Here is a 24738-nt window from a genome sequence, read left to right on the forward strand (position 1 = left end):
CCAGACCTCCTGGTTCGTGCAAAGGCTTTTTCGTGACTTTCCCAGTGGAATCGTACTTTATTTTGTAATAGGTATCACGCCATCCAATCTGACTCTCTCAAACTCTAGCCCGCCCATCTCTACCGTATACGTATCCTGTTTCGGTACCCTGAAAACAATGGAAACAGTTTCCAAATTCTCTGCCACAATCATATCCTTGTAAGCCTGACCCTCTACACGTAAGTTAATTTCTTCTGGTCCCTTGTTTGGAACGACAATGGACAGCTTGCCTTTGTCGTAATTTACCTTTTCAATGTCCAGCTGTTTCTTTTTTCCAAACGGAATCGTTTGCGGATATTTGGCATTCATATCAAGCACGAAGTTATCCTTTAGGGATCGCTTCATCGTCACTTCATCAAATCGCAGCTCCAGTTTTTCCGGGAGAGCCCCATAGAACAGCGACGGAATAAATTGCGCCCTATAGGTATCTGTCCCCTGCACATGCTCCACGTTTTTATTCACCTTGTCGTCTATCGCCTGATACTCTTTCCCGCTTCTATCCACCAATTTCATATTTTCTAATCGATGTAGAACAAACCCATCCTCAAACTTAGCCTCAAGCTCTATCTCTGTCACAGTAGGCGAAGCTATCATTCGGTTCACTTGTAAGCTCGTCACCAAACCATCTGTTTTAAGCACCGCATTTACATCTGAATCCGGTTGGATTACTTTTTCGGCTGCAGTGACAGACTGTGGCAGGGGCAGCAACAGCTCAGCGACCACTACATCATCTCCTGATTTTCGCATATCAACGATTTGCACTGGCAGGACAGGCTTGCTCTGACCCATCAGCGCCTGCATTTCTTTTTCGTCAATTCGATAATCCGACTTGATTATGAGATAATGCACACCATCGATCATTTGAAAATCCCTTGATCCATGACCTCTTTCTGACAGCTTCCCCAACTCTACACGAAGACTCCCATAAAGCATATCGCTTCTTGTCGATTCGTCCGGAATTCGCGCGATCTCCTCCATTTTTTCACCGGAGATTAACAGCGTAAACGTAATCCGTCTATGATCGACCATAGCATCCCTGATTTGATAAACAAAACCGTCCTTTTCCAATTTCACCTCAGACAAAATCGGATAGCCATTTTTCAAAGCATGCATGAAACCTTCATCGGGTGTGATCCATTCAAAAGCTTCCTGACCTTCCTCTGCCCCCGTCAGTCCCCACAAGCTTCTATCAAAGGGCTGTGCAATCTGGAAGAACAACGTCGCAGCAACTGCCACTCCTGCTGCCCAGGAGGTTACCTGCCAACGACGGCGACGCTTCTCACGCTGAATTTTTGTGAGTACTTCCTGCTCGAATTTTTCCAAATGAAACGGATATTTTTCACGAACGGATTGCTTTGCTGATTGACTCCATTCCCTCCACATGCGATCGTCGCTCATCCTTTTACCTCCTTCGACATGGTTTCCTTCAATTGCTTCCTGGCTCGATGCAACCGTGTACGGACGACCTCCTGCGAAACCGAGAGAATATCCGCCACTTCCGCAATCGACAGGTCTTCGTAATAATGCAGGAGGATAACCTGTCTGTATTTCGGTGCGAGGGATTGAATGTATGTGACGATCTCTTCCCGCTTCACCCGGTTCAAAATCTCTTCCTCTACCTGATTGTTTGCCTGCCGATCCATCAGGTCGCCCAAATGATCATCCATCGTCGGAAAAATGTTGCGGAACGACCACGACCGAAAATGCTTTTTGCTCTCATTCATCGCGATCTTGTAGAGCCAATGCTTGATCTCTCCGTCCCCGCGAAACTGATCGAGATGTCGATATGCTTGGATAAACACGTTTTGGGTAATATCGTCCGCCAAGGCATGATTCTTTACGGTGAGACTCACCAGATGAAAAATCTTCTCCCCGTATTGCTGCATCAGCCATTTCAGTCTGGCTTCCCGTGTAACCTCCAGACTCGCTGGCATTGTTTCTGCTTCGTTCAACCCGTTCACCTCATCCGTTAAATGCTTGCTATTAGGTATGATCCATCTCACAGCAAAAAGGTGACAGAAAATACAAAAAGAAACCGCTGTGGCTTCCACAACGGCTACTTCGCTATCGCTCTACAAAAAATGCTGCATCCAAATATTCGGCTCGATATATACCACTTCGTCCTTTTCCACGTCGACCTGCACCGGAACTAATGCGTCAGGAATGATGTACGATCCAGACTCGGGAAATTTCATCCCAGTCCAGCTTTCCCAATCCGTCAGACTTCCTCTGATCAGCATGGATTCCGGCGCTACCTGCATGATCGTCGCTCCCAGTTTCCAATGCGTGCGCACCCACGGATCAAACGGAGCGTCATCGGTTGTTTTCCACTGAACATACTTGTCCATGGGCGTGAGCGGGTACTTGTGCTTGAGCGATGGACGTACAGGTGCCACCAAGTGCACCAAGCTATTTTCCTTGGCGATATCCTTCATCGCCGTAACCATCTGCTTGCTCAGACCGAGTCCGCGATAGCGGGGATCGATGGAGATGGAGAGGGCCGATAACGCGTTAGGCTGTATTTCTTGGCGGTAGTCTTCAATCCCTTGCAGAAAGACATCATCCCAGCCTTTTGGCAGCCCTTCCGCAGTGCCATCCCAATAAAATGGAATCGCATTTCCTACAGCCATCACTTTGTCAGCCTCGTCTGTCAGCATAAATTGATAAGGAGAGAACCAGTCATACAGATGACTGTAATATTCATTAGCCACTTCGTCATTCAGCATGAAGGCAGACCAGCTTGCTTCAATTAGTGCATCAGCTTGATCGTTTAGATCTGATCTTTGCGCGAAAGTGTAGATGTTGTATGACATGCTTGGAATCCTCCTACAAACGCAGATGTCTAGCTTCCCATCTATTCCCTATTCGATTTTCTTCGACATTTTCCTCTTGGGATGTGTCACACAATCACCCCCTCTCTCGTTATATGGTCAAACCAAGCGAGGAGCTGATTGGTATGAAAGAGCAAACATGTGTGATTGTCGGAGGCGGGTACGCAGGTATCCACGCACTAAAAGCCGTTCGGGATACATGCAAAGGACACCCGATCCGCTTCATCTTAATCGATAAAGAACCTCATCACCTTCGAAAAGTCCTGTTGTTCAAACCAGCTGCTGCCAAAACGGATATTTCCATTCCGCTAAAAAACCTGTTTCCAGAGGGCGTCGAATTTGTGCAAGGTGCAGTCACGTCGATAAAAGGGAAGGAGAAAACCCTCTTATTCCGGAACAAAAACAGCCAAGAACAGGCGTTACCCTACGACATGCTCATCTTGGCAGTAGGAAGCGTCATTCGCCAACCGGAGCCAGAACAAGGCGGCATCGCTTTGACGGGCGTAGAGGCGGCCGAGGCAGCTCGGGATAAGTGGCTTGCCAATATGCGTCAAGCTGTCCAAGTGAAGCAGCCATCCGAACGTGAGCGATTGTTGACGCTCGCCGTTGCGGGAGCTGGCATCAGCGGGATGGAGACCGCTGCGGAGCTGGCTTTTGCCATGCGCGAGGAAGCGAAGAACTTGGGCATTCATCCTGATGAAGTCAAGGTCTATCTCGTCAACGCACAAAGTCGTTTGTTTACGGAAGGTCCTGCCAAAATGGGGCGTAAGCTGGAGAGTGCACTCACGGATGGCGGCGTTACCATTCTGCATGGTCAAAAGGCCCTTCATGAGCGGGACGGGGTGCTGACGCTAGACAGTGGTCACACGCTTGCTGTCGGGCTGTGCGTCTGGTCGCTCGGACTCCAGCCTAATCCAGCTTTGCGCAGCATGGGCCTGCCACTGACCACGCACGGACAGGTGGTCGTCGATGAATCCTATCGTGTAGCGGGAACGCCTGGGGTGTACAGTATTGGCGATTGTGCACGCATCGTAGATCCAACCAGCGGGCAAGCAGACACGATGACATGTAAGGAAGCCTCCGGTCAGGCAATACGTTTGGGCAAAATTGTGCTGGCCGACTTGGATGGAACCCCTGCCCCCACACACAAAAGCTACATGGACATGTACTGCGTCGGACTCGGCCCTGAACGCGGAATGGTTTGGACGAGAAAATGGGGACTGGATATCATTTTGACAGGGAAATTGGCGTGGAAGCTTCGCCAGTTCACCTGGAATATTGCCAGCATGATAAAATAGGAAAAAAGAGGGAAGTACGAAGACACAAGAGGAAGTGACACAGACCATGGAGGCTCTGTACAAACAATATAAGGGGCTCATGTTCCGCCTCGCCTATCAGATGCTTGGCTCGGCCACAGATGCGGAGGATATCGTGCAGGACGTATTCGTGAAGGCCCATGATGTCTCGCTGGAACAGATGCTTGAACCGAAGGCTTACCTGTGCAAAATGACCACAAACCGCTGCCTCGATTTGTTAAAATCAGCCCGCAAAAAACGGGAGCTGTATACTGGGCCATGGCTGCCAGAGCCTATCTCTACCCCTGATGCAGACAGCTATGATTCTGTCATTACCAAAGACTTGCTATCTTACGCCATGCTCGTCCTGTTAGAGCGACTGTCTCCCCCGGAACGAGCAGTGTTCGTCTTGCGAGAAGCCTTTGACTTCCAATACGACGAGATTGCTGAGCTGATTGGAAAAACTGAAGCGAATTGCCGCAAGATCGTGAGTCGGGCTAAAAAGAAAATGGGGATTGACCCAGAGGAATCTCATCTCACCGCAGACAAAGAGCTCGGCGAAGAATGGATCAGCCGTTTTCTGTCTGCGCTGGAGCACGGAAATGTCGAGAGATTGCTCACTCTGCTTGCCACAGATGCGGTATTGCTCTCCGACGGCGGCGGCAAGGTCACCGCAGCCCTGCATCCGATCTTATCTGGCAAACGCGTGGCATCCTTCTTACTCGGCTTGATGCGGGGCTTATCGAAGCGTCCAGATTTCGCTGTAGAGTTCGCACCTTTAAACGATCAGACCGGATTTGTAATCAGACTGGACGGCAGAATCGACACCGTGGTGTTTTTGCATATTGAACACGGAGTTATTCGTAACCTCTACTTTGTCAGAAATCCTGATAAGTTACGATTCATAGAGCCGTAGTCGGCTCTTAGCGTAGAACACAAAACCCTCTTTCCTATTTTCGTGAAAGAGGGTTTGATTTCGCGTCATGAACGTTCCAAAAAAGTGTGGTCAAAATAAGTTTTGAAATTCGGGTACAAAAAGACTAGTGACTCTTTCAGCTTGCTCCGATCCGTATTTTCTTCATCCATTTCAAACAAAATTTCATGGTCAATTTCATAGATTCCACACTTCTCTTCATCCAGACTTTCTTGCAAATCGATACATCGTATTTTTCCGTACTCTGTATCCCATGAAAAAGGAAGGTAGCCTAACTTGCAAAGCAATGGATTGTACATATCCTGAATACGATCGAATGGTTCATCAATCCCTTGTTCAGGAATGACGTCGAAAAAATGATGATAAGTAGAAATGAAGGCTTTATACCACTCCGGAAATGTCAACCCAAATTCTCCTTCGAGTGCAGCCACATCCTCCTGACTTACGCTAGAAGGAACCAGCTTCCATCTGGACCATTCTTCATCGACATCAGCTACCTTCATGACATCAGGGACGTCTGGCCGCATCCATCTGCAAAAACCTTCTTCTGTCACTTGGTTATATCGAGCGTAGTAAGCTTCAAAACCATTCTTGATATACTCTCTTATTTCCATATGGTAAGCCTCCTTTTTCCTAATAGGAAGTCAGTTCTTCCATAATCGCTTCGTTTCCACGAGTACTTCATCCTGAAACTCCATCTTGTAAATATCAGGCTTGGACGTCGTCCATAAAAAATCCAAGTCGTACTGACTGTCAAAGTATCCCATCATTAATGTCATAACAGCACCATGTGTTCCGATTACAACTTTCTGCTCTCTGTATTGCTCTAAAATGTTTCGGAACGTTCTTACCACACGATTCCGGCAAATTGTGATGGACTCTCCTCCAGGTAAAGAAAAGTCTGGCTCAGTAAACATCTTCTTTACTAATGGATACAACTCGTTATCGGCCATGGTCTGATTGTTTCCGATAAAAACGAGTTCTCTCAGCTCTTCAAAAACCACGATCTCTTTCCCTACGGATTGGGCTAATTCTTCTATGGTTGCCATTGCTCTTTTATACGGACTTGAAATGAACGTATCTATCGCCTCATCTTTCAACAATTGCGTAATGATACGGGCATCTGACTTTCCTTTCTCAGTCAGTCCTCGTGTTCTTTCGTCCCCTTCGTTTTTTGGTGATTCTCCGTGCCTGACCATGTAAATAAAGGTTTTCATACATACCCTCCGTGGAAATTTTTTATTTTCCGCCCATCATCCTTCCTGCAAATATATTACAACAAAAACCCCTTTCCGTTTTGACCAGAAAGGGGGCACTCTTAGATTTTGAACCGATGCACGATCTCTTCCATCGTCTCCGTCAAGCCGACATTTCGCTCGGAAATAGCCGCGACCTGTTGGTTGTTATCCGCAATAATGCGGGATTGCTCAGTGATCGCCTCTGCCAACAGGTTGATTTTTTCCATCGATTCCTTCGAGTCAGTGATCGCAATTTCCGTTTATTGGTTCCAAAAGTGAAATAGCAGGATTACAGCAAAGCGTTACAAGCAGCGTTGCAACTGCTGCAGGTTCCCGAAGGATATCAATTAAAGAGTGCTCAGGAGCACAAGCAGAATCAGGATCTAGTTTGGGTATTCCGGTACAAAAAAATTTCCAGGGACAACAACGGGCTTGGCGGTGAACATTTTTCCTTGTTGTTGAGAAAGACACACCGGGTTTGTTCGAAAAATTGGAGAACTTGTGGATTGACAATCATGACGAAACAATCGATGTGACTAAAGGGGATAAGCATGAATCGGTGACCATCTCGGATATGAAATACAAATGCTACCTTCCGGAAGAGAATAATTACGCGTTGGTGTAGAAAAAGACAATCCCTTCTGAGATGAAGCCTTTCTTTTATTGTTAACGGATGTGTAGTCGTGCGCAGTCTTTTTCCCTGTGCTGTTTCTTACTGTGATCTTCTCATCATGTTTGTCGAGCTTATCAAACAATTCGGGCTCCACTATATTTAGAATTTCCCGGGACCTCTTTCTGGTCTCCTCCTTGCATGGATAATGTTCATGGGTACTTGAAAAAAACTCGCTTCCTTAGGGCAAGCGAGTCGCATTCGTATGGGTTAACCACTCAACACTCTACTATAAATCCTTTGAATCTGCATCGTGATGTAGACCAATTCCATCTCGGGGAACTCAAAATCATATTCTTTTTGCGCAAATTCACCTACTTTTTGTGCGCATAAATAAGATTCCTCGTACTGTTCTTTTATGATCTGGGACATTTCCGGTTCTATATCATGAAACGATTCGCCAAACTCCGCCCGTTGTACTGCAAAGCGCAAATGTGTGACTAATCGCTCATAGGAAACCGTTTTCTCCTCAATCTTGATTTTCAAACTGCTTTCGATCAGATCGATCATATCCCGTATCATAGTGGTCATATCCATTGTTTTTGCCATATCTCCCGCGTTTATCCTGGCAGTGTGGATATGCAATGCAATATAACCGACCTCATCTTCGGGAATTTCTATCCCTAGCTTTTCTTTTATCAATGCTTTCGCCCAGCAACCGATCTGAAATTCTTTTGCATACAAAATTTTGATTTCGTTCAGCAAGGTATTTTTAATGACCATTCCCTTCATTAATCTTTCTAGGGCGAAGGACAAGTGGTCGGTCAAAGCGATATGAATATGGTCATGCAAGGTTATCCCTAGTTCTTTTTCCGTATGGGAGATAATTTCCTCAGCCACTTGGATATGTTCTTCAGGAAGTGTTATTAATATCTCTTCGAACTTTCCGTACTCTTGCCATTCATTCATGACAAATACTTTTTCTATCTTTGAAATGTCTACCAGATCATTCTTTTTTTTCTGGAAAGCGATCCCTAAGCCCATAACGATCTTTTCTTCTCCCTGATCCTGGACAACGACCGCGTTGTTATTTAAGATTTTTTTAATTTTCATGGTATCCCTCCTGTCTATCCTCCCGTCACCTTCCCCATTTACTAGGTGAACCATGATGAGAAAAATTACATCTGCGAGGAGCTCCATTACCTTTCATTTTACCGTAACCATCACCCATATAACGCATCCAATTTGGACCAGGAAAACCTTCTCCCGGGTCATCAGAATGATTTATTCCTCTTCGGTAAATCTAAGTATCCATGTCGAGGTGAAAGCGGTAGTAACCGCAATAGCTAGACCAATAAGATAATGGACTGCGTTTGATATTCCTAATGGAGTCACGAGCGCAAGCATGGGGATTCCGGTTAAGCCATATGCGTTGGCAACCACGTGAGCACCTACGACATATGCCCCGCCCACCCCCCCTCCAATGGCCGCTCCTATAAAAGGGGTGACTAACCTCAAATTGATGCCAAACATCACGGGTTCAATAATGCCAAAAAAGGACGAAAGAGCAGCAGGTATCGCAATCTTCTTCAGTTTGTCATTTTTCGATTTGAAAAAAACGGCTAAAGCAGCTCCACCTTGGGCCACGTTAGCCATGGACCAGATCGGCAGCAAAAAATTGACACCAACCTTCGGATCGGCTAGCAACCCTACCTCAATGGCGTGCAAACTATGATGCAAACCAGTAACGACGAATAGCGCATAAAATCCGCCAAACAGGAACCCTGCCACCAGTCCAGCATACTGGTAGACATATTCCAAGCTACCAGAAATCATCTCCCCGATCATCATGCCCAAAGGGCCAATCGCTACGAGGGAGACAATCCCAGTAAACGTAATGGTGATAAAGGGGATGAGCAATAAATCTAATGACTGGGGTATGAATTTTCGCAGGAGTTTTTCAAACCTGCTCATTACGTATACCGACAACAAGATAGGAATCACCGTACCCTGATACCCGATCAACGCGATTTCAAGCCCAAACAAATCCATATATTCCGGGGTGCTGTTCCCCAGCTCTGCAGGGTTTAATAATGACGGGTGGGTTAATATTCCCCCAATCACTGCACCTAAAATGGGATTGCTGCCAAATTCCTTGGCTGCGCTAAAGCCAATTAATATCGGAAGAATAATGAACGATGAGCTGGAAAACATGGTGAGCATCTTCATCCATGCGCTATCCATCGTGATCCAACCAAAAGCCTTCACCATACCAAGAAGCCCCATGAGCAAACCGCTCACTACGATAGCGGGAATAATCGGTAAAAAGATGTTGGATAGTGTCTTTACAAAATGAGTGAATGGATTCATCTTTGGCGCCTTCTCCATCCGCTCTTTGGATGGATTTGTCTGTGCGATCTCGATCGCCTCGACAAGTGCCTTGTACACTCTGTTTACTCTGCCGGTCCCAAAGATAATTTGGAATTGTCCGCGCCTGGAAAATACCCCTTCTACGCCATCCATTTTTTCGATGGCTGATATATCCGCCTTTTCTTCATTTCGAAGAAGCAAGCGTAATCGAGAAGCACAGTGGGTAGCGTCAGCAATATTTTCCTCACCCCCTACCAGAGGCAACAACTCTTGAACAAACTCTTTTGATTGCATCAGCTTTGCCATCGTCTGTTCCTCCTCTTTTGTATAAATAAGGGAATCGACTACGTCCCGCTTATCATTCCATGAAAACGAAAGAATCATGAATGGATGTCCACAAGAATAAAGACGCTCAGCAACTACTGAACGCCAAAAACTTTCTATTGCCAACCTCTCTTGTTTTTTAACGGAACACGCCTTGCTTTTTCTCATGAAGAATCCTAGTCTTGTCATCCGCCATGGAGATTTTTAGAGATGGTGCCAGCATTCCACCGAAATGCTCCTTTTGATAGTCTGGTGTTTGTTCGCCAATTTGCTGGATGTCTTTTCCCTCTACATGGACATAGTTGACAAAGCTAATAACCGTACCGTTTGGCATGACCATCCAAGAGTATGCTTGATACGGATTGTCTTTTGGATTGGAAATCACTAGTCCGCTTCCATTCAGGGGTTTATACCCGCCAAATAAGGACCCGGACACAAAACCGTATAATCCTTCCGGCGCATCGAGACCTGGCGCGAACTTTTCATGGTGGGTTTTTGCAAAAAGATAGTATTGATTGCCTTTTACAATAATGCTTGGACGCTCCAGCTCGTCATTTACACAGTTGGCTTCCAGTAAAGGGGGAAGAGCCTCAAATTCCGTCAGACTGTCAGAAGACGCTTTGGCGATGCCGATACTCGCATTATAAGGTTTTGAACTGTCAGGCTGACAAGCCCGCTCTGACAAGGTTCCTGCGGAGTTGGCCTCAAATAAAATATATTCTTGTCCGTTCTTTGGGTCTTGGAAGAAGTAAGGATCACGGAAGGCGTAAGAAGATTCACCTTGGTTGGACTGACTTTCTGTTTGATAGTATTCACCATCCGGTTCCAGGATAATTTTGTGTTCAGACCAATTTTTAAACGCCACAGAGGCATTGGTTGTTATGATATCAGCGGTAGCCGTAGCCAAACGCTGTTCGTATGTAAGTTTTTTTTCATTTTTACGTCCGGTCGCTGTATAAAAGATATGGACTTTTCCATCTTTGTCAATCATGGCAGAGCCTGCCCATTGCCTTGAACCCAATGCTTTTCCGTCATCAAACAAACGTCCGCCCAACTGCCAGCTCTTTCCGTCCTTTGCGTAGAAATAGCGGATTTCCGCCGTATCGTGGCGTTTGCCAGGAATCACGTCACTTGGCACCGTCAGAGCAAAAATAACCTTATAGCCATTGACAACTGCTGGATGGCCATTTCGGTCTTGCAGCGGCCATGTATCCCATACCAGAAAGTCCTCTGAAAGTTCCTCAAGCTCCTCCTTGTTGATGACAGGTGCTGTATTCTCTTCATTCATCTTTATTTTGCTGACATCTTCGCGCGTCCAATCGAATGTAGCTGCGGTTTCTTGGGCGAAGACGCTTGAACTGATAACCGGGGCTAGAATAGCCGAAAAACCGATAACTGCTGCTGAAAGCATTTTCCCGGCATTTTTTGTGTTCCAAAACATGTGTATGCAGCCTCCTACCGTCACTTGTTTTTAGAAAAGAATAGAAGGTCAACCGACAACTTTCGGTTGACCATTCTAATTTATTGCTTGATCCAACCTGGCTCGTACTCTTGTTCCAATTTTGTGCGATCGTCTTTGATCGACAGCTTCACCGTCGGAGCCAATGTTCCGCCAAAGTGGCTGAATTGGAATTCCGGAGTCTGATTGCCGACATCGCCGATGGACATGTTGCCCAGATCGCCAAAATGGGCGAAACCGACCACGTTCAAGTTCGGAAGCACCAACCAGGAATATGCTTGGTATGGATTATCAGCCGGATTGGCCAAGACCAAACCGCTTCCGTTCAGCGGCTTATATCCGCCGATCAGCTTGTCTGAAACGAATCCGTACAGTCCGTCCGGTCCGGTGAGTCCATCCGCATATTTATTGATGTGGCTGTCGGTAAACAGATAATACTTTTTATCCTTCACCACAATATGCGGGCGCTCCAGTTCTTCATTTACGTAGTTGGCTTCTACGAGCGGAGGAAGCATTTTGATTTTGGAAAAATCGCCGCCCTCCACCTCAGCGATGCCGATGTTGCCGTTAGCGTGTACGGCACCTGAAGGCACGTTTTGCTGCCCGGCAAATTCAGGACTGCCGACATATTCCGGTTTCAACTTGCGGTCGGCAGCAGAGCCTCCAGAATTCCCTTCAAACAGCAGGTATTCTTTTTTCGTCTGCGGGTCTTTGAACCACATCGGATCGCGGAAAGCGTACCCCCCGCCTTCACCCTGCTGCGCTTGTTCTTTGGTCTGATAGTATTTTCCGTCCGGCTCCAAAATGATGTGGTGATTGCCCCAATTTTCGAATCGGACTCCGCTGTTGTCCGCGACGATATCGCCGGTAGCCATGGCCAAACGTTGTTCATAGGTCAAACGCTCTTCGCCTTTGTGTCCGGTTGCGGTGTAGAACGCATGGATTTTGCCGTTATCCATCATAGCCGATCCAGCCCACTGGCGGGAACCGAGCGCGGATCCGCTCGGGAACAGCTCGCCACCCAGCGTCCAATCTTTTCCGTTTTTCGAATAAAAGTAACGGATCGTGGCAATGTCGTGCACTTTGCCCGGCAGCACATCACTCGGTGCGGTAAGCGCGAATATCACTTTCCAGCCTTTGATCGAGGCTACATTCCCGTCACGGTCTGTCAGTGCCCACGTATCCCACATGTGATAGCCCGGCGCCAATTTCTCCAGTTTGCTGATGTCAGTGTACGGCAAGGTATTGTCTTGATTCAGCTCGATTTTCGATGCCTGCTCGCGGGTCCAGTTGACCGTTTGCTCACCGCCCTCGGCATACGCCGAGAGCGCAGTGAGGCCGGAAGCGACAACGCTTGTTGCCAAAGCCAGCGCGGTCAATGCTTTCTTGTTTTTGCGGATCATGTTACCGCCCCTTTCCTTTATGGCTATGCGTGCTTAGCGATTCGGGCCGAACGGTTTGATTTCACCTTGTTTTCCCTCTTTGGTAATGACCGATTTGTCGCCTTCCAGGTTTACCTTCAACGTTGAAGAGAAGGTACCGCCGAATTTCACTTCCCCGTTCTCATCTTTTGGTTCGTTAATGAAGCTGATCACCTGTTGGTTCGGAAGCACCATCCAGGAATACGCTTGGTAACCGTTTTCCGCTGGATTCCCGATAACCAAGCCGCTGCCGTTCATCGGTTTGTAATCACTTCGCAGACCCTTCCCGACAAAACCGTATACGCCGTCTGGGCCGGTCAAGCCAGGTGCGTAGGTGAAGGTATGGCTGATCGTGAATAGGTAATAATCATCGCCATTCACCACGACGTGCGGACGTTCCATCTGATGGTTGGCCCCAACTGATTCGAGCAGCGGAGGCAGCAGTTTCAATTTGGTGATGTCGTGGTCAAGTACTTCCGCGATGCCGATATTTCCGTTGTACAATTCCGCGCCTGCCGGAACCGAATGGGTTTTACGGTATTCTTCGTCACCGATGTTTTCCGGCTTCAAAGAATAGCCACCGCCGGCCTGGCCTTCGAAAATAATGTACTCTTTGCCGGTGTTCGGGTCTTGGAAGAAGAACGGATCACGGAACGCCGTGATGATATTGCCTTTGAACTGATCAATCGTTTCGTAGTACTTGCCGTCTGCTTCAAGAATGATCTTGTGTTCACCTTCGTTCGTGAGATGCACGCCATCTTTGTCGGCGCCGATATCGAACGTAGTTTTGGCGATGCGCTGCTCAGCCGTTTGAGCCCATCTGGATTCGTCCCAATTGTTTTTATCCCCGGTTGCCGTATAGAAGAGGTGGACTTTGCCTTTCTCATCCAGCATGGCTGTTCCGGCCCATTGCATATGACCTAACGCTTTGTCTTTGTTATAGGGAATGCCGGCGTATGTCCAGTCTTTGCCGTTTTTCGAGTAGAACATTCCGATGCTTGCTTGCGTATGACGTTCACCCCAACCCAGAGAGCGCGGAGCGACCAAGGCGAAAGCGACTCTGTAACCTTTGACAGTTGCAAGGGAACCGTCTCTGTTCTGCAGGGGCCATGTGTCCCAAACCCATTGGTCCGGTGCGACGAGCTTGAAATCCAAATCGACCGGTGGAGCGGTTGTCTCTTTCGTGAGAGCAACTTTTTCCGCTTGCTGGCGCGACCAAATCGAAGTGTGATCATCACTGACATCGGCGGCTAATGCTGGGATGGCTGCAAGCAAATTGGCAGCTATCGCTGTGGATAAAGCTAGATTCCTAAACTTAGGTTTGCTGGATTTTCTCATTTTCTTAAATCCTCCCTTTACATCATGAATTGCAGCAAAGTTACCTATTATGGGAATATTGAGAGATTGAAAACTCTGCTCTTCTCCATTGACAGGACACAAAAAAGACCCAAAACGCGTAAGGGACTGTATAGCGATAGCCATACTTCACCCATCTCACGTCTCAGGTCTTGCCTGCTTAGCAGTAACAATCCTGCGGTATTTTGTTCGCATCCTCATTCTATTGTCTGCGAATTACGATTTCAATAGTCAAAAATACCCTTTCCTACAGATCGAAACAAAGGAGAATATTCCCGGACTGTAAATAGCACCTTTCTAATTGGAACCTTAGTTAATCGTCCGCTTGGATCGGATATTTTTTCTTTTGCTATTACTCTTGATCTACATCTCTTCCTTAATTCTTAACGGTTCAGCGTGACCTCTCTCCTGCATTCTCGCCTCCAGCAGACGATCCAAATGTACGATAACGGAGCTAATAAACATGATGATTAATAAAGAGTAAAAACAGAGAAATAACAATAACCAACAGTAACATCACCACTCGTTCATAATTTACCACATCTTAACTTGTCAATCCTTTCATGAGTTTACTGTACTTTGGCAATATATACACTAGGATTTACCATTAACACCGTGCTTATAGTGTCAATGAACACCGTATGAACTTATGCCCAAAACCGCACTGTACCGCCATTTGTTATGTTAAAATCGGCTCGAACAAAGATGTGCAAAACGTATGTAGGAGGACACCCACATGCAAAACCGTCAAAACGAAATTATTATTCCTGAAAATCCTGTTTCACACTTTCTGTTCACCAGCACAAAATCCGCTGCGATCTGGTTGATTATCAGATTGTATGTCGGCTATTCATGGATTACTGCTGGATGGAAAAAAGTCCAGTCAGATAGCTGGACGGGAGATGCGGCTGGCGGAGCGATTCAAGGGTTCGTAAAAGGCTCCTTGGCAAAAGCAGCCGAAGGAAAGGACGTAACCGGGTGGTACGCCTGGTTCCTGGAAAATATGGTATTGCCAAATGCCAAGGTGTTCGGCTTCCTCGTTGCTTATGGTGAGGTACTCGTCGGACTCGGCTTGATTCTCGGCTGCCTGACAGGGATCGCAGCGTTTTTCGGCGGCTTGATGAACGTCAGCTTTCTGTTCGCAGGAACGGTCAGCACCAACCCACTTCTTTTTGTTTTTGCTACTTGGCTCGTTCTGGCTTGGAAGGTTGCGGGCTGGTATGGTCTTGACCGCTGGGCGCTTTCTTATCTCGGAACACCTTGGACGAGAAAAACGCGCGATGGTGTTTTGCCGATGAACAAGTAATATGTTTTTCCTCTCGAATGACAAAGCCACCTATTTCGGGTGGCTTTTGTTGTCCCTTCAGCTAGATAATTAATAAAGTAACGGACAAATTGTATGAATTTATTCCAACATGTACCCGTGATTTCCAATGAATATTTATACATGATGTTGAATGACTGTCTGATTGCTGTGCATTATTCTTTTGAGGAACTATAAATTTTCTCATTTTTCTAATAATTTAACAGGAGGACAGTATGAACAAGTGGCTACTAGGCATTTCTACTGCTGTTTTGTTGTTTAGTCTCTCGGTCGGCTGTAGCTCGAAGCCCGCCGACAACCTCCCATCCCCTCCAACGGAAGCGACAGCAAAGCCTACTACATCAGAGCCAATGGTCTTGCAATGGAGCATCACCGGGGAGCCGTCTACGATGGATGCCGGCATTGCAACAGATTCGACCTCAATGGACATGATCAATCTCACCTTCGAAGGACTGACCACCGTCGACCGTCAAGGCCAGATGATCAACGCCATCGCGGAGAGCTACACGCATACTCCTGACTTCACTCATTTTACTTTTATCATTCGAAAGGACGCCAAATGGAGCAATGGCGACCCTGTTACCGCTCACGATTTTGAGTACGCCATCAAGCGCAATCTCGACCCCAAAACTGCTTCCGGCTACGCGTATCAGCTCTTCTATATCAAAGGAGGCGAGGATTTTTACTCTGGAAAAGGCAAACCAGAAGACGTCGGGGTAAAGGCAAAGGACGACTACACACTCGATTTCACCTTGCGCTCACCAACACCGTTTTTCCGCGAATTGACCTCATTCACTACCTACTATCCGCTTCATAAAAAAACCATCGAGAGCAATCCCCAGTGGGCAACAGAAGCGAAAACAATTGTCGGCAATGGACCGTTTATCATGGATACGTGGGAGCACAAATCCAAGCTCTCTTTCAGCAAAAGCCCTACTTATTGGGACAGCGCCAACGTCAAGCTGGACCAGATCCATATTGTCATCATCGAGGATAACAACACCGCCCTGTCCATGTTTGAAAATGGTGACCTGGATTGGGGAGGCTACCCTTCCTTTGGCTTGTCTCCGGATGCAGTCGGTCAGATCAAGGAAGAGGGCAAGCTGCTCGTCGCAGATAATCCCGGCACCAAAGCTGTCATTTTCAATACAGAAAAGCCCCCTTTTACCAACAAAAAAATTCGTCAGGCGTTTTCGTATTCGATCGACCGACAGCAATTGGTGGATAACATCCTGCAGACCGGCGTCCCACCCGCGTATGGCTGGGTTCCCGTTTCCATGGGGTTGAACCCGGACGGCTACTTTAAAGAGGATGTAACGAAGGCGAAGCAGCTTTTGGCAGAAGGCATGAAAGAGCTCGGGCTGACTCAATTCCCTAAGGTCACGTATTACTACGACACTGGAGAAACGGACAAGAAATTGGCTCAAGCACTCCAGGACGAGTGGAAGAAAACATTGGGAGTCGACATTGACATTCGCACCTCGGAATGGAAAGTGTTTAACGAGGATGTCCAAAATGGCAAATACGACTTCGGCATCTGGCTATGGGGGGCCGATTTCAACGACCCGATCAATTTCCTCGAAATGTACAAGGACTTGGGTGGCAACAACGTCGTTCGCTTCGACAACAAGGAATACCGCGATCTACTCAATAAGAGCTACTATGAGACCGACGAGCAAAAGCGCAAGCAGTTGATGTTTGACGCCGAAAAAATTCTCATGGAAGAAATGCCACTAGCACCGCTGCACTTCCGCGGCAATGCTTATGTAAAAAACGACAAGGTGAAGGACTTTGTGATCTTCCCTCTCGGCGGTTCCTACTTTAAATACGCGTATATTGAAAAATAACAGAGCGCGGGCATCCTCTCTTTGCGAAACAGATAGAGAGAGATGCCCGCTTCCATCATAAATACCGAGCGATTATCCGAACTAATTTTGCAGGGAACTCATGTAAATTGGTAATATCCAAAAATCTTTCATTCCCATAGATTTCACTAATCACATCCTTGTCTTGACCGATTGCGGCTGCAAGAAATGTGACTCCTTTTCGTTCATATTCCTGGATGGTCTGTTTCATATCTGTAACAGCGTAACTTCCGGTGTAGTCATCCATTGCTTTCGGTTGGCCGTCACTTATGCTAATCAACAGTTTTGTCTTTTGGGGTGAAGCGGCTAACCGTTCCGCCATTATTCGAAGAGCCATGCCATCGCGATTATTGCTTCTGGCATGAATTCTCATTAATCTGAAGCGATCATTGGCATCCGCTTTATTAAAGTCGGCATAGGCAAAGATCGACATTTGCTCCAATCGGGAAACATCCGCTGTATCGCCGTAGATCAAAATGGGGATATGACAAAGCTGACAATATTCATATACCGCGATCACTGCTCGTTTTGCTGCTTCTAATCTCCCGTAAGCTGACATAGATGCGGATTCATCAACCCTAAGACCAACCACAAGAGAAGGGGATTCCGTTGGAGGACGTTTCTTGGCAAAATACTTGTAATCCCTGTAAGCAACGCTGTCTGCCTGAAATTTGCTGCCATAGTAACGATTTCTCGCAAAGTCGGATGATATCTCATGTTCCAGATACGGAAGTGTCTTTCTCGCAATCTCTTGCACAATCGGCATGAGTCCCTGACAAAGACAAACATATTCCTGTTGGTTTTCCTCATCGTAGTCTGGACGGTGAACAATGAGCTTCACTTTTTTATGAATCGAATCGGAAATGACCTCTCTTGCATCTCGATTCAGCTTTTTACGGAAATCTCGTTCCTTTTGCTTCGCTTCCTCTGACATGGATTCAGGATTTGCCTGATGATAGTTGGGATCGCCATCTTCACCCAAACCTGAACGTTCCATATGGGTAGAGTCATCAGAGACACGGGAAGAGCTGCTATCGGCAGATTTTTTCAAGGCGATTCCTTTTTCCTCTCGATGGTTGTCCTTGTCAAAATCCGTATCGTCTATATCTCCCCATGTCCTGATCTCTACGGCGTCGTCAAATTTTCGTTTTTTTTTTAGTTCAGTCTCGGCTTCTTCCAGGCTGGCAAGCAAACCATGATTTTTTAGTGCTTCTTCCAGAAGTTTTATTTCTTCCGAATCGGTTGTGATCTTGTAGATGACCTTATGATAAAGAGATTCTTTGGCGGAGGCTCCTGCGGCAATTGCATCTGCCCAGTAGAAAAAGGAACGCATTCCAGCCACGCCCTTGATCGCATTGGCCCGCGCTGTTCTGTCTAAAACCATAATCACATCCGCTAAAATACCCAACATCTTGCCATCTTGAAAACCGGTTTTGGCCATTACACGTTCGATCATGATTTCTTTAGTCGGCAGGTCCATCTTTTCCGTATGCTGAACCCTGTCGCGCAGCGCTTCGTTTAACGGTCTGGTTCCCGCATAACTGCGGTTTGTTGTGATAACCGCGATGAAGTCTGGGTGCCTGCGTATGATCTCAGTAGGAAGATTGATGCTGCCATCCAGCTCCAAGGCAGAGTTTAATGCCATTAACACCGCAGCATCGCGAATAACGTTTGGTTCCTGGATTTCCAGCAGGTAACCCTTTTGATAGGCTCTGACGATCTCCGAAGGGTAAAATCGGTACTCAATCGCTTCACCATCGGTGTTTTCCGCTGCTGCACGCTTCAGTAATTGCTTCATCTTTAAGGCAGCCCGTTCCTGTGTAATCCCCAGTGCATCCATTAAAATTTCAGATATGCTTTGGAGCCCATCGCTTTCATATAAAGCTTTCCATACCGCTTGCTCGGCAGGCTCCATTTTCTCGAGACGTTCAGAAGAAATGACAGGCAATATAGCGCCAATAATATCCGATTTATCCATATCAGCAAAACAAGTCACTTTCGTATACGGCAGCCCGAAATTAGCCGATAATGCTTTGGCTAGTTGTGTTTTCCCAGAACCGGCGTCACCTTCTAACAATATATTGGCGATCTTCATTTCCCCGCGATTCCAGTTGCGTTTGATTTCTTTACTAATGCGCCGTTCTTCTTCACTGACCCTATGCGTGATTGGCTTTTTCCAAACGAGCTTTTTTTCTGCATCTGTCAGCTGTCTTTCGGGTGACAAATGATCGTTTTCATTTTCGGTCATCATATTGCTCCTCCCCTCATAGTACGGAGTCCTTCACATCTTTGCTCCCTTTCTCAACAAGAAGAGGCAACAGCAAAGCAGCACCGATCATAATCAAAACCCCGCTCACCACATATACCGCAACCAGCGAGAACGTCTCCTTTAAATAGCCGGAGATAAACATGCCAATCACCATCATCCCCATAAAAACAGGGGTGATCGCACCAGATACCCGGCCCATAAATGCCCCTTCTGTGTTCCGTACAATCAGCGTCTGGATTCCGCTTTGAATACAAGGGAAAAAGAAACCACTGATCACTAATAGAACAATCATCAACCAAATCGTTGTGGTAGCCCCTACTACCATCGTGCAAACCGCAGAGACAAGCAAGCCTACCATGAGCAGCATCTGTGGCCTTACCTTTTTGGCTATCCCGATAATGATTGCTCCTCCTGCCAACATGGCTAACCCGTTGGTCATAACCAACCACTGCAAAAATTGTTTGTCCTGTCCCAAATTCTCGATGACAAGGAAGATTTGAAGCGGCTGTGTCAGACCTGACGCCAATCCGACAACGAAGAAAGTCAAACAGAGAATTCGCAAGGATTGATTGGACCCGATGTAGCGCAGTCCGGCCTTCAATTCCTTGATGAAGCCGCCAGCATCCTCAGACTTCGGTTCCTCCGCGTCACGTGGAAGCGTCGCTAATATCAGGGAAGAACCCAGGAACAAAACGGCTGTCAAAATCAGAGAGACTGTAATTCCAAACTGGATGAAAATAAACGTGCCGATGACCGGACCTAAAACCGTAAAGACAGCAACAAGCGTTTGGGACATGGCCATCGCGCCCTGCAGTTGTTCAGCTGGCACATGACGCTTGTACAGTTTCATGGCCGAGGGCTGAGAAAACTGAGACAAGCTGGCGGAAATAAAGGTTCCGATGAGCAGTGCCATCCATCCCCCATTCATAAGTGCAAGCAGCACAGCCCCGACGGACACGGCAGACAGCAGATCGCTCAAAACCATTGTCCGCTTCGGTCGCCATCGGTCAGCAAAAGTTCCGCCAATCAGGCCGAATAAAAAAATGGGTGCGAATTCCGCGACCGAAATCAGTGATACATAAACCGGATTATTATTCGTCATTTCGCTAACGAAAAGAAGAACGGCATAATTCCGGATCCAAATCCCCAAATGCAGCAGCACGCGGGAGAGGACAATCGTTCGAACATAAACATTGGAAAACATTTCAATACCCCATATCCTTTAATAGTCTTGATAATGTGCGCAGACGTTCGCCGATCATCTCACCGTCGTTGCTCAGCGCTTGGCTGAACAGCTTAATGTCTTCATGAAGACTCTCATTGTCCGTACATATCGCTACGTTCATTGCATCCCCTTGCAGGGCAACCCGGTCAATGACGGGCTCCTGCGGATCATAATAATGCTCATATCTGTATGCGTCGCGAAAATGGGCCAAAGACCGACAAATCAATATGGACATGTCCAGAACGCGATGGAGAGGCAGTTCCTCCGATTGTTTTGACCATTCTTCTCCCGTGTGTCTCCATACTTTGGCCAATAGATCGACCTTCCTTCTGGAGTTGCCCTCTGCCACTCCCAGAGAAAGTGCTTTCGCATCTGTATTCCTGGCTAATCTGCCATCAACGCGCTCATAGTTATCCGACACCACAACAGGCTTATGGTTCAAGGTAGTAGGTATTTTCATTTTCTTTCCCTCTTTTCATTTGATTACTGTTCTTTCTTTTTTTCCTGGTGGTATCCGCGCTCTCCGTATGGCTGGAGCTGGTCGAGCCATTTTTGTTCCAGTTTCTTCAGGGCATCCTTTTCATCAAAGAATCCGTCTTCCTTCTTTTTCAAAACCTCCAACACTTCAAAGACGAATGCCTCTTCTCCGTATTCATTCCATTCCTGTTGAAGCTGTTTGTTTATGTGCGAACCCATTTTGAGAGTGAACAGCTTTCCGTTCATCGTCTTGAGGTTGCGGGTGGCGCTGATCCATACTTTTTGGTTTTGGGTGTTTTTGATCTGATACACCCCTGCCTGCGTTTCCGACTCTTTATACTGTTGTTTCAGTTCTTCGCGATTCATTGTGTTCCCCTCACTTTTCAATAACTGATATTAAATAGACAAAATCCGTTTTTGTTTATTATTTAATAAACATAATGAATCATTGTTTTGTAATTGTCAAGCACACAAAAAAACACCGGAACATGTCCGGTGCCTAATTTCTGTTGGGTTACAACGAGTACAGGGCCAATAAATCTCCAACAAACAAAAGAGAAAAATGTCTACGCTTATGTTTGTAGCGACTCCCCTTCTATAGCGTTTTCACCATATAATAGCGATCGTTTCCACTTCCATATTCCGCTATCCGTGTCTCGATAACCGCAAAGCCTGCTTTTTGATAGAGTCCGACTGCTCCAGTATTATCTGGGCTTACCGTCAGGCAAATCTGACGAAACCCATCCTCACGCAATTTCTCCAGCAATCGGTTCAAGAAAGAGAACCCATAACCCATTCCTTTCCGATCTGCTCGGATGTAATACCCATACATGTAGCACTTGTCCGGCTGACGAAAATCCCTCAAGAGCTGGCACACCCCAACAGGACGTGCCTCCTCTGCTTCCATGAAAAGTGCAACGCAGCCATGTCTCGCCAGTGGTACGAGCACCCATTCATCAATCGCTCCATATGGGCCAAAGGCCTCCTGCTCCATTGCCTTGATCATCTGAAGCTGGCTCTCTGTCAATGCCTCGACAATTTCTATGCGCGTATTTTGCATTCAGTCCTCTCCCTATACGGGTTGCCGCTTCGCTCCGATGACCTGCTCTGACTTATCCGTTATACCGGCAAGCACCGCTTCGTCTAGCACTAATCCTAAGCCCGGCTGATCTGTCACGACTATTTGACTTCCATGAATCGCAAGCTGAGCTACATCCCGCGAAATGATCGTAGGTCCTGCCAACTCGTTGGAAATGATGTTTTTTTTCGCCAGTGACAAATGTGCACCAGCTGCACTGCCAATCGAGGACTCCAGCATCGAACCGATTTGACACTCCATCCCGGCCATTTCCGCCTGATTCACCAATTTGAGAGCAGGATAAATCCCTCCACTTTTCATCAGTTTGATGTTTACTTTATCTGCAGCTTTCTTCGCGATGACTTCCCGCATTTCCTTCGTCCCGTGCAATCCCTCGTCTACCATAATGGGAATGGTCGTTTGCCTGCGAATATCCGCCAGCGCATCGAGATCATCTGCCAAGACAGGCTGCTCCATCCAATCAATGTGACAATCCTCAATCTGTTTCATAACAAGCAAGGTGTTCGCACGGTTCTCCCAACCTTGGTTGGCATCCACCCGCAGTCCTACATCAGGGCCAACCGCCTGCCGAACAGCCCGGATTCGCTGGATATCTGTCCGAAGATCAGCTCCCACCTTTATTTTGATCGTGTCATACCCATCTGCCACTGCTTGCCTAGCTTCAGCTGCCATGACCTCTGGCTCTAATATGCTTAACACATAGGGGAAGGAAAGAGTCGTGTGATATTTTCCGCCCAAGAAATGATAAACAGGTTGACCAGCAGCCTTGCCCATCAGATCGTAGCAAGCGATATCGATGGCGGCTTTTGCTGCTGGGGCTCCCCAAACAGCCTGGTTCATCTTCTCGTGGATTCTCTCGATATCAAATGGATTCTCACCGATCACAACAGTCGCCAGGTTTTGAACGAGCATCGTATAGGTAGACTCCCACGTCTCTCCGGTGACATTTTGATCCGGTACCGCCTCGCCTAATCCGACCAAACCATTGTCTGTCTCCACTTTTACAATAATGGACGGCATATCCTCATATGAGGCGTACGCGATAATAAATGGGCGTTTTAGCGGCAACCTGATGGCATGAACGCTTACAGATGTTATTTTCATATTCGACTACCCTCCGTAGCTGCTACTCGTGGAATAATTCGATAATAAAGGGACATGGCTTTTACAGAGCCGTCTTCGCCTTTTACAAAGCCAACTGTCAGCTCGCTTCCCTCTCTATCGGTAATAAATTGATGCTCTCCAATTGGTCGCAATGGATAGTTCAGTTGTTTTCCACCAAACGCATCCGATGTCTTATCTATCATCATCAGGACACCCTCTACCACATATACGATGATATCCATTCCTTCCCCACTGACGTATCGACCGACATACTCTCCTAACTGGGCAAGAGGGACGCTGTATGTCTCGAATTGGTACTGCGGCGTATTCAATGGACGCCCTTCTAAGGCATGCAGTGCAGTCAGAGTGGCTTTTTCGACGGGGCTTCCGACCAAATTGGCCAAAGCCATGGATGTAATACCCCGCTCCGGAACAATCGCTAGATGGGCGGCGACACCTTTGATTGCTCCACCGTGCTTGATCAAGGTACCCCCATAGTAGTCGGGTTGAATGGATAAGCCATACCCGTAGTACCTGCTGTAGCTGTTCTGGACATGCGGGTAAATCATTTGTTTGACGCTCTCCTCCGATAAAATCCGTTCCTTGCCCACACATCCGCCTGTACGAAAAATTTCAGCGTAGTTCAACATGTCATGCACGGTTGAATTCAAATGCCCCGATGCCGCTACGAGTAGCCCATCCTCCCAATTGGGATCAGGGTAAATCTCGGATACGCCATTGCTCTCTTTGAAATGATAGATGGTCGTTACATCCGGCAGGTGTGGCAGATCGCTCAGAAGAAAGGTGCTGCTCTTCATGGCTGCTGGTTCCAAAATATGCTCTTTGACATACTCGTCATACGACTTCCCACTCACTCTGGCTATGACCGCTCCCAAGAGAGAGTAGCAATCATTCGAATAGCTGAACAATTCCCCTGGAGAGCCCACCAGCTCATATTCCGCCAGGGCAAGAGCTTCCATTAGCTCTTCGAATGTGTAGATCGGTTTCTGGTACTCCTTTTTCAAGTACCGGTGAATCGGGTTATCCTCGTCAGGCATGTCATCGAGCATGGAGTTGCGAATTGCCAGATTATCAATCGGCAGAGGCGGTATGCCCGTCGTGTGCGTCATAAAATGGTGGATCGTCATCTGCTCCGTTTTTTGACGATCCGGGGTACGAAATTCGGGTAGGTATTTGATCACCGGATCATGAACAGAGAGCTTCTTCGCTTCCTGTAGCTGCATGATCGCCATGCATGTAAAGGACTTCGTAACGGAGGCCAAACCCATCACGGTATCAGGAGTGATTTCGAGTTCCTTTTCACGATCACGATAGCCAAAGCTCTTGCGAAACAGGCTCTGTCCATTCAAATTCACACCCATGACGAAGCCCGGAACTCTGCCTTCCTTCATTTCTTTTTCAACCAGTTCTCCCCACTCTGCTAACCAGCCTGGCTGTCTCATTTCTTCCACCTCTTTCGAATGTTGTCTTGTCATGC

General features: G+C 47.1%; 22 protein-coding genes. 4 read left to right on the forward strand and 18 right to left on the reverse strand.

From position 1 onward, the window contains the following. Nucleotides 1-57: 57 nt before the first annotated feature. The 3 genes from FO446_RS25180 to FO446_RS25190 form a co-directional block, all read right to left on the reverse strand. A complete protein-coding gene (locus tag FO446_RS25180) occupies nucleotides 58-1437 on the reverse strand; it encodes a hypothetical protein (RefSeq protein ID WP_173611159.1) in 1380 nt (459 codons plus the stop codon). Then, on the reverse strand, nucleotides 1434-2000 hold the full coding sequence (locus FO446_RS25185; protein WP_370646716.1) for a sigma-70 family RNA polymerase sigma factor: 567 nt from the start codon (nucleotides 1998-2000) through the stop codon (nucleotides 1434-1436). The genes FO446_RS25180 and FO446_RS25185 overlap by 4 nt, the downstream gene beginning before the upstream one ends. 111 nt (nucleotides 2001-2111) lie before the next feature. Beyond that, entirely contained in the window at nucleotides 2112-2852 is a 741-nt protein-coding gene (locus FO446_RS25190; RefSeq protein ID WP_173611157.1) for a GNAT family N-acetyltransferase, read from the reverse strand. A 143-nt stretch (nucleotides 2853-2995) separates the two neighbouring features. Between FO446_RS25190 and FO446_RS25195 the strand changes: the two genes are divergently transcribed. Both FO446_RS25195 and FO446_RS25200 read left to right on the forward strand, forming a co-directional pair. Beyond that, on the forward strand, nucleotides 2996-4168 hold the full coding sequence (locus FO446_RS25195) for an NAD(P)/FAD-dependent oxidoreductase (protein ID WP_173611156.1): 1173 nt from the start codon (nucleotides 2996-2998) through the stop codon (nucleotides 4166-4168). A 46-nt stretch (nucleotides 4169-4214) separates the two neighbouring features. Next, nucleotides 4215-5081: an RNA polymerase sigma-70 factor gene (locus FO446_RS25200; RefSeq protein ID WP_173611214.1), complete on the forward strand. Its 867-nt coding sequence runs from the start codon at nucleotides 4215-4217 to the stop codon at nucleotides 5079-5081. A gap of 65 nt (nucleotides 5082-5146) precedes the next feature. Here the strand turns inward: FO446_RS25200 and FO446_RS25205 are convergent, their stop codons facing one another. The 8 genes from FO446_RS25205 to FO446_RS25240 all read right to left on the reverse strand — a co-directional run bounded on the left by FO446_RS25205 (nucleotide 5147) and on the right by FO446_RS25240 (nucleotide 13859). Then, on the reverse strand, nucleotides 5147-5713 hold the full coding sequence (locus FO446_RS25205; protein ID WP_173611155.1) for an SMI1/KNR4 family protein: 567 nt from the start codon (nucleotides 5711-5713) through the stop codon (nucleotides 5147-5149). A 30-nt stretch (nucleotides 5714-5743) separates the two neighbouring features. Further along, a complete protein-coding gene (locus FO446_RS25210; RefSeq protein ID WP_173611154.1) occupies nucleotides 5744-6316 on the reverse strand; it encodes a histidine phosphatase family protein in 573 nt (190 codons plus the stop codon). Nucleotides 6317-6417: 101 nt separating this feature from the next. Beyond that, nucleotides 6418-6564, reverse strand: a complete 147-nt coding sequence (locus FO446_RS25215; protein ID WP_173611009.1) for a hypothetical protein — start codon at nucleotides 6562-6564, stop codon at nucleotides 6418-6420. A 653-nt stretch (nucleotides 6565-7217) separates the two neighbouring features. After that, nucleotides 7218-8060 (reverse strand): PRD domain-containing protein, encoded by an 843-nt coding sequence (locus tag FO446_RS25220; RefSeq protein ID WP_173611153.1) that lies wholly within the window; start codon nucleotides 8058-8060, stop codon nucleotides 7218-7220. A gap of 171 nt (nucleotides 8061-8231) precedes the next feature. Beyond that, on the reverse strand, nucleotides 8232-9611 hold the full coding sequence (locus FO446_RS25225; RefSeq protein WP_173611213.1) for a sucrose-specific PTS transporter subunit IIBC: 1380 nt from the start codon (nucleotides 9609-9611) through the stop codon (nucleotides 8232-8234). Between the two features lie 169 nt (nucleotides 9612-9780). Next, on the reverse strand, nucleotides 9781-11082 hold the full coding sequence (locus FO446_RS25230; protein WP_173611152.1) for a glycoside hydrolase family 68 protein: 1302 nt from the start codon (nucleotides 11080-11082) through the stop codon (nucleotides 9781-9783). An 80-nt stretch (nucleotides 11083-11162) separates the two neighbouring features. After that, complete coding sequence (locus tag FO446_RS25235) at nucleotides 11163-12503, reverse strand: glycoside hydrolase family 68 protein (protein ID WP_173611151.1); 1341 nt, start codon at nucleotides 12501-12503, stop codon at nucleotides 11163-11165. A gap of 33 nt (nucleotides 12504-12536) precedes the next feature. After that, the gene (locus FO446_RS25240; RefSeq protein WP_173611150.1) at nucleotides 12537-13859 is read right to left on the reverse strand and encodes a glycoside hydrolase family 68 protein; all 1323 of its coding nucleotides are present in this window, start codon (nucleotides 13857-13859) and stop codon (nucleotides 12537-12539) included. Between the two features lie 754 nt (nucleotides 13860-14613). Here FO446_RS25240 and FO446_RS25245 point away from each other — a divergent pair. After that, nucleotides 14614-15183, forward strand: a complete 570-nt coding sequence (locus FO446_RS25245; protein ID WP_173611149.1) for a DoxX family protein — start codon at nucleotides 14614-14616, stop codon at nucleotides 15181-15183. A 233-nt stretch (nucleotides 15184-15416) separates the two neighbouring features. Then, nucleotides 15417-17048 (forward strand): peptide ABC transporter substrate-binding protein, encoded by a 1632-nt coding sequence (locus FO446_RS25250; protein ID WP_173611148.1) that lies wholly within the window; start codon nucleotides 15417-15419, stop codon nucleotides 17046-17048. Between the two features lie 55 nt (nucleotides 17049-17103). Here the strand turns inward: FO446_RS25250 and FO446_RS25255 are convergent, their stop codons facing one another. The 7 genes from FO446_RS25255 to FO446_RS25285 all read right to left on the reverse strand — a co-directional run bounded on the left by FO446_RS25255 (nucleotide 17104) and on the right by FO446_RS25285 (nucleotide 24736). Next, entirely contained in the window at nucleotides 17104-19317 is a 2214-nt protein-coding gene (locus FO446_RS25255) for an AAA family ATPase (protein WP_237899421.1), read from the reverse strand. A 13-nt stretch (nucleotides 19318-19330) separates the two neighbouring features. Continuing rightward, nucleotides 19331-20539 carry an MFS transporter gene (locus tag FO446_RS25260; RefSeq protein WP_237899422.1) on the reverse strand — a complete coding sequence of 403 codons (1209 nt, stop codon included), beginning with the start codon at nucleotides 20537-20539 and terminating at the stop codon, nucleotides 19331-19333. Between the two features lies 1 nt (nucleotide 20540). After that, nucleotides 20541-21020: a DUF6530 family protein gene (locus FO446_RS25265; RefSeq protein WP_173611145.1), complete on the reverse strand. Its 480-nt coding sequence runs from the start codon at nucleotides 21018-21020 to the stop codon at nucleotides 20541-20543. A 23-nt stretch (nucleotides 21021-21043) separates the two neighbouring features. Further along, on the reverse strand, nucleotides 21044-21403 hold the full coding sequence (locus FO446_RS25270) for a GIY-YIG nuclease family protein (protein WP_173611144.1): 360 nt from the start codon (nucleotides 21401-21403) through the stop codon (nucleotides 21044-21046). Between the two features lie 229 nt (nucleotides 21404-21632). Beyond that, nucleotides 21633-22097, reverse strand: coding sequence for a GNAT family N-acetyltransferase (locus FO446_RS25275; protein WP_237899423.1), 465 nt, complete (start codon nucleotides 22095-22097; stop codon nucleotides 21633-21635). Nucleotides 22098-22109: 12 nt separating this feature from the next. Continuing rightward, on the reverse strand, nucleotides 22110-23240 hold the full coding sequence (locus FO446_RS25280; RefSeq protein WP_173611142.1) for a mandelate racemase/muconate lactonizing enzyme family protein: 1131 nt from the start codon (nucleotides 23238-23240) through the stop codon (nucleotides 22110-22112). Then, on the reverse strand, nucleotides 23237-24736 hold the full coding sequence (locus tag FO446_RS25285) for a serine hydrolase domain-containing protein (RefSeq protein ID WP_232773994.1): 1500 nt from the start codon (nucleotides 24734-24736) through the stop codon (nucleotides 23237-23239). Before FO446_RS25285 ends, FO446_RS25280 begins: the two co-directional genes overlap by 4 nt. Between the last annotated feature and the right edge of the window lie 2 nt (nucleotides 24737-24738).

Source organism: Brevibacillus brevis (genome assembly GCF_022026395.1).
GTDB lineage: Bacteria > Bacillota > Bacilli > Brevibacillales > Brevibacillaceae > Brevibacillus.